Here is a 6,399-nt window from a genome sequence, read left to right as displayed (position 1 = left end):
GACTAATTATGAAATGGAACCGAAAAATAAAAAATAAAGGTAACTTAGTTAATGCAGTTTAGATGTCGAACAGCTTAACAGATTTAATATTATACCAAATCCGGCTTGAATACACCTTTATTTTTTAGCATTTGAGAGAGGAACAAAAGGCAACTTTGACATACTCCCCAGCTATCAAGGCGAGGGGATTCTCAACCCGGACTAAAATAAATAGTCTCCCAAGTTTAGGCTTAGCACTTCATTGTCCGATACTACCGAAGTAGTTTTACTCAAACTCTGTGGTTAGAGTCGATGCCTATGTTGCCACAGGACACCTCTCCTTCAGAACTGTACGTGCGGCTTTCACTGCATACAGCTCCTAGTCAATATCTACTTTTCCTTTTGAGAATTTCGAGCTACACGGGCTTCTCCGTGGATAGGCTGGTGTTGGTGACATTGACGGTGGAGCATCTGTAAATTAGATTTCTGCCAATTATTATGGTTTCCATCCGCATGATGTAGCTCTACCTTATCGCCACTGAGAAATGACAGTCCACAAGCTTTGCATTTATGATTTTGTTGCTTCAGAAGTGATGTGTTAATCGCTGAGTAATTCTTGTTTTCTCTCTTAGCCCAGTAGGTTAAATCGCCATCGAACGGGGATTTAACTCCGGTCACATTGTTATGGGAACAAGCTCTCCAAGGTACCATAGGGAATGCCTTATGGATTACTTCAGTTGTACCTTGACGGTCGAAACTCCCTTGTTTGCGGATATATTTCCATGTCCAATAGGCTTGTGCCCATAGGTCGTGTGAGGTCATATCACAGAATTGGTTATAGTTTCTCCAGCCTCTTACCAATGAGCCGCATTTGGCGATTCTTTGAAGGAGGGTGAATCTACTATCTTTCATCGTCACTTTAATCTTGGCTTTTACCTTTTGGGTATTTTCCTGGGATGGAGTGCTGATGAATTTTCCATTAGGCTTGACTTTGAAGTTCCATCCTAAGAAATCAAATCCTTCTGTTGCCTTTACGAGCTTGGTTTTGCTTTCTTTAACCTGCAACCCTCGTTCTTCAAGAAATAAATTGATGCTTAAACGTAGTCCGTATTGGTCAACCCCTGGTTTACAGAGAAATACGAGGTCGTCAGCATACCTTAAACAGGTGATGTTTTTATTCTTGAAGCAATCTTCGATTCCGTTGAGAGCTATATTGGCTAATAGTGGGGAAATTACCCCCCCTTGTGGAGTACCTGCCGTTGACGATGGGTACTCCCCTCTAACTCCTGCTTTAATGGCAAGTCTTAAACCCTTAAGAGCGATTTTTGGCAGTTCTGTCTTTTCCAGAATTGTCTCGTGACTTATCCGGTCAAAACATTTTTCAATGTCCATTTCCAGTATGGTTTTGGATATTCCATCGCTGGTAGACCTTAAGGCTGAGAACAGTCGTTTCTGGACATCGTGCGCCCCCCTTCCTGGTCGAAACCCGTATGAATTGCCGTGGAATGTTGCCTCGGCGGCGGGTTCAAGCGCATACTTGAGTAGACATTGATACGCTCTATCACTAATAGTGGGTATTCCTAATTTCCGTTGAGTGCCATCCTTTTTTGGGATATTTACTCTTCGTAGTTTTTGGTGTTCCCACTTCTTCCAGCCTTTTAGAAGGTCTTGGGCTAATTGCATCCGTTCTTTGTAGTTCAGTGCAGTTTTGCCGTCTACCCCTGCTGTGGCTTTACCCTGATTTAATTGGGTGACTTGCCTGACGGCTAAATATTTAGCCGCCTGGGAGTTGAGTAATAACTTCTGAAGCTTACACACTAGCTTGCGGTCGCCATTCTTCCGAGCTTTATAAATCCTTGTTTGCAGGCGGAAGACAAGCTTCTGGAATTTCTTCCACGGCAATGCTTTCCAATTATCAACTTCAATTTCTTGAGTCGCCATAACTTTCATTTCTGAGCCAACTACTTAAGTGATTTAGTCTCTATCGACCGTGACCAGTTAGGCTTGAGTCCTTAGTTCTTGCCGTTTCGGTCACATCCTACCCGCTTATTTCATATGTGGCTTTGATTTGCCCTACCTGGGTTGTTCGACCACCCCAGGAGATTTAAGCGTTTTTCTTCGTTCCGTAGAGTGATAATTACTGATTTAGGACTCTCCACTTCACCCACCACAACCCAGGATTGCACTTGTTAACGGAATTTCAGTGCGGGTCTTGTGTGGTTATCCGATGTTCGTTTCCATCGGTACTCTTTGGATGCTTTTTCCGAAGATTCACGTTTGTTATCCATGTCAGCCTGCCTAACGGGTATCCAGGCATCACAGCCCTTGTTTTTCCCGTCCTATTCCCAGCTTCACTTTGATGATCAGTCTCTGTGTGGGTAGGTTTGGCGTCACATCATCCTTAATGGGGAGGACTTGCACCTCCATCCCTCTACAGTTGTCCTTATTTTATTTAAGGGTCGAAACCCAGGCGATGTAAGGACTCTAGGTTATTGATTTACCTAGAAACGAGTCGCACCTCGTTTAGAGTCGTGGCGATGCCCCATCCCGACTTTTTCTATATTTTTAGCGGCGTTCAAATCTCTATCGTGTTTAGCTCCGCAGTTTAAGCACTGGATTGAGCGCACAGAGAGGTCTATTTTTCCCCATCTAAACCCGCACTCTGAGCAAGTTTTAGAGGTCGGCTCCCAGCGAGAAATTACTTTAAATTCTCTGCCGTATTTCTCAGACTTGCCCTCACAAAGCGTCCTAAATTCTCCCCATCCTTGCTGACTTATTGCCCTTGACAATCTCCGATTTTTAACCAGACCTGCTACGTTCAAATCTTCTAGGATAATGGTTTGGTTTTCACTCACCAACTTAGTAGATAGTTTGTGCAGAAAATCCTTTCGACTATCAGCAATCTGGTTGTGTAGCTTGGCAATTTTAAGCCTAGTTTTATCCCGACGTTTTGAGGTCTGGACTTGACGGGATAGCTTGCGCTGTAGTCTGCGAATTTTACGATCTAGCACTTTGTAGCTTGGACTTTGTGCGGTTGTACCATCACTCATTGCAGCGAAGGTTTTTATGCCCAAATCTACACCGATGCTTTGGTTTTTAGCCTCGGTCTGGATGGGGGAAACTTCTACAACAAAGCTTAGAGAATATCGGTTTGTACAGTCCTTGATTATCGTAACAGAGCTAGGATTGGATGGTAATTTTCTAGACCAAACGGGAAATACGTCCCCTATTTTTGCCAGATAAACCTCATTACCTCTCAATACAAAACCGTTGCGCGTTAACCTTGCCGATTGGCTGTTTGTCTTTTTCTTGAACTTAGGATAGCCGACTTTTTTTCCTTTTCTTTTTCCTGTGCAGGACTTGAAGAAATTGCTAAACGCCGCCTCTAAATCTGAGACAGATTGTTGTAAAGGAATAGCTTAAACTTCTCCCAACCATTCTCTTTCTGGTGTCTTTTTAGCTAAAGTTAAAACTAATTTTTGCAATTCTGCAGAACTAGGTTTTCTGTCTGACTGTTTGCAAAGTCTTAGAGCATCATTCCAGACTACCCGCACACAGCCAAACAATTTAGCTAAGCTAATTTTTTGTTCAATTGTCGGATAGAATCTGTATTGATACCGCCCTTTCATTTCCCCTCCTTTGTGTTCTTAATTTACTATACCATAGTATACTAAGCAATAAGCAATCAGGAAGATTGGGAAATTAATTTCAAGGCGGTTGAAACCGCGCCCGACTTCATCCCCATATCTGAAGCTAGGGGCTTTCGTCTCGTTCTTCCGGTAAGAACGATGTCAAGGGCAGAGTGCTACAAAGTTTTTAACCCGGATTGAGTATTGTGAGGAACGCCACAGAAGTTCTGATCTGCTGTGGCGTTTTGTTCGTCAGAACAGGAGACTTTCGCCGCCAATTCTAGAACTCAGAGAGATTGGGTAGGAAATCCGAGGAGCCGATCGCCCCGTTAACCCCAACCAGATTCGCTAAAACCCGATCGGTTCCTGCTACTCGCAGCAAGGTACCGTTCGGAGTGGCGCTAAATTGTAACTGCTGGAAACTCAGGCCGCCGCTCAAAACAAACTTATCGACGGCTACCTCGAAGTTAATGACAGTATCAGTGCCGCCATCAGCACTCAACACATATTGATCGCTCCCCATACCTCCAATCAAAGTATCCTCGCCCAAGTCGCCAAACAGCCAGTCATCTCCAGCGCCCCCATTGAGAAGGTCGTTATCTTTACCACCAATCAGAGTATCGCTGCCAGCATCTCCGTTGATAGTATCTTGGCCTTCGTTGCCGTAGAGCAAGTCATCGCCGTCACCGCCGTTAATGCAGTCTTGCTTGTCGTTTTCGCCCACCGAGACAGCCCGGTTATCAGCACGATCGCCATAAATGGTATCGTTGCCCTCGCCACCGCAGAGTTCATCGCTGCCGTCACCGCCGTAAATCAAGTCGTCGCCCCGATCTCCGTGTATGAGGTCATTAGCTTTGCCGGCGTAAATCAAGTCGTTGTCTTCACCGCCACTGATGGTATCGTCACCCTCATCGCCGAACAGCACATCAGCACCGATGCCACCAAAAAGCAAGTCTTGGCCGCCAACATCTTGATCTCGACTTCGAGTACCGCCGTACATGGTGTCGTCGCCGCTGTCGCCAACAAGGGTATCAGAGCCGAGTTCGCCCCAAAGCAAGTCATTATCTTTGCCACCCCAAACACAATCATTGCCTTTACCTGCTTGCACGGTATCATTACCGTGGCCGGCCCCGATGATGTCGTTGCCGCTGTCGCCAAAGATGAAGTCTTGTTCGCCGGTATCCCCGATTGACTGGAAACTGCCGCTATCGCCGAGCAGAGTATCGGCTCCTTCGCCGCCGTAGAGGGTATCGGAGCCTAATTGACCGTAGATCAGGTCATTGCCTTTACCTCCGTAAGCGCGATCGTTATCTTTGCCTGCAACCAGCGTATCGTTGCCTTCTTGGCCGTTGAGGAAGTCGTTGCCGAAGCTTCCGTACAGCAAGTCGCGTCCCTCGGAGTCGCTGGCTTTTTGGTCGCCGATGCCGCCCAACAAGGTGTCGGAGCCGATGCCACCAAACAAGGTATCGGAGCCGAGTTCGCCCCAAATTCGGTCATTTTCTTTACCTCCAAGGACAATATCGTCACCTTTGCCGGTATGGATGGTATCGTCGCCCTCGTTGCCGTTAATCAGGTCTGCACCCTCGCCTCCGAAAATCAAATCGCGAGCATCGTCAGGACTCTGGGAGTTGCTCTGCCCGGTGTCTCCGAGAATCGTATCCGCACCTTGATCTCCAAACAGGGAGTCAGAGCCTAAGTCGCCGGCAATCCAGTCGTTTTGTTTGCCGGAGAATACGATATCGTTGCCCTCGTCTCCGTAAACAATATCGGTGTCAATGCCCCCAAAAATCGTGTCATTGTCTTCGTTTCCGTCAATTTCGTCCGCGCCGTCTTCACCTAAAAGCAGGTCGTTGCCTTCAAAACCGACGATTTTTTGGTTGCCTTTGGTGTCTACGATGAAGTCATCGCCGTCGGTTCCTTTGGTGGTTTGTCCCTCTGAGAATTGTGAAATCGGGCGGACAAATCCAACCGCGGCCGGTTGCTGCGGGGGCGCAAAGTTAATTCCCGGTTTTTCAATAATGGGCTGACACAAACAGTCGGTATCTGTTTCGGCGATCGGATTTGAGACGATCGGCGATGCCGGCGTTGGTGTGGGCGTTGGCGCCACCGGCGGCAAGATAGCCGCCACAGTAGCGGTAGCAGGGGGACTGATAGCACCGGTGTTGTCTGTGGCGCTGTAGGTGAAATTGGCTCCTGTAAAGTTGCCCGTCGTGGAGAAAAATAGTTGCTGTAACTGTGCTGGAGTCAGGACTTGACCTGGTGTCACCGCAACGCCACCGTTGGCTGGATCTCCTAAAAACAGGACGGCTTGGTCTGCTGGGGGCAGGGTGTTGATGGTGTAAGAGGCGATCGACCCGTCGGGGTCGCTGCCTCCCAATCCCGTGACTAAGGTGCTGCTGTTGGGCCCGAGGCTGGAGTTGGCATTGTTGGCAACTGGCGGTTGGTTGTCAGTTGGAATTGGAGTCGGTGTTGGAGTTGTTGGAGTTGGAGTCGGTGTTGGAGTTGTTGGAGTTGGAGTCGGTGTTGGAGTTGTTGGAGTTGGAGTCGGTGTTGGAGTTGGAGTCGGTGTTGGAGTTGTTGGAGTTGGCGTCACCGGGCGCAAGATAGCCGCGACAGTAGCGACAGCGGGACTGGTGGCGCCGCTGTTGTCTGTGGCGCTGTAGGTGAAATTGGCTCCTGTAAAGTTGCCCGTCGTGGAGAAAAATAGTTGCTGTAACTGTGCCGGAGTCAGGACTTGACCGGGTGTCACCGCAACGCCACCGTTGGCTGGATCTCCTAAAAACAGGACGGC

General features: G+C 47.8%; 4 protein-coding genes. All 4 read right to left on the bottom strand.

Annotation, left to right across the window (positions count from 1 at the left end; all coding sequences use genetic code 11):
- Nucleotides 1-369: 369 nt before the first annotated feature.
- On the bottom strand, nucleotides 370-1,920 hold the full coding sequence (locus QUA16_RS35155) for a reverse transcriptase domain-containing protein (RefSeq protein WP_333103861.1): 1,551 nt from the start codon (nucleotides 1,918-1,920) through the stop codon (nucleotides 370-372).
- Nucleotides 1,921-2,480: 560 nt separating this feature from the next.
- Entirely contained in the window at nucleotides 2,481-3,395 is a 915-nt protein-coding gene (locus tag QUA16_RS35150) for a transposase (RefSeq protein WP_333103863.1), read from the bottom strand.
- A gap of 3 nt (nucleotides 3,396-3,398) precedes the next feature.
- Complete coding sequence (locus QUA16_RS35145; protein ID WP_333103860.1) at nucleotides 3,399-3,608, bottom strand: helix-turn-helix domain-containing protein; 210 nt, start codon at nucleotides 3,606-3,608, stop codon at nucleotides 3,399-3,401.
- Nucleotides 3,609-3,888: 280 nt separating this feature from the next.
- Nucleotides 3,889-6,399, bottom strand: a 2,511-nt coding sequence (locus QUA16_RS35140; protein ID WP_333181740.1) for a calcium-binding protein, incomplete at its 5' end; no start/stop codon positions are given.

Origin of the sequence: Microcoleus sp. S13_C3 (assembly GCF_036700905.1) — a bacterium.
Lineage (GTDB): Bacteria > Cyanobacteriota > Cyanobacteriia > Cyanobacteriales > Microcoleaceae > Microcoleus.
This window is presented reverse-complemented; position numbering and strand designations above follow the sequence as displayed.

What these genes read in the sequence shown, in the direction of transcription:
- QUA16_RS35155 (WP_333103861.1), bottom strand. Translation starts at nt 1,920, where the DNA reads ATGGCGACTCAAGAAATTGAAGTTGATAATTGGAAAGCATTGCCGTGG.
- QUA16_RS35145 (WP_333103860.1), bottom strand. Translation starts at nt 3,608, where the DNA reads ATGAAAGGGCGGTATCAATACAGATTCTATCCGACAATTGAACAAAAA.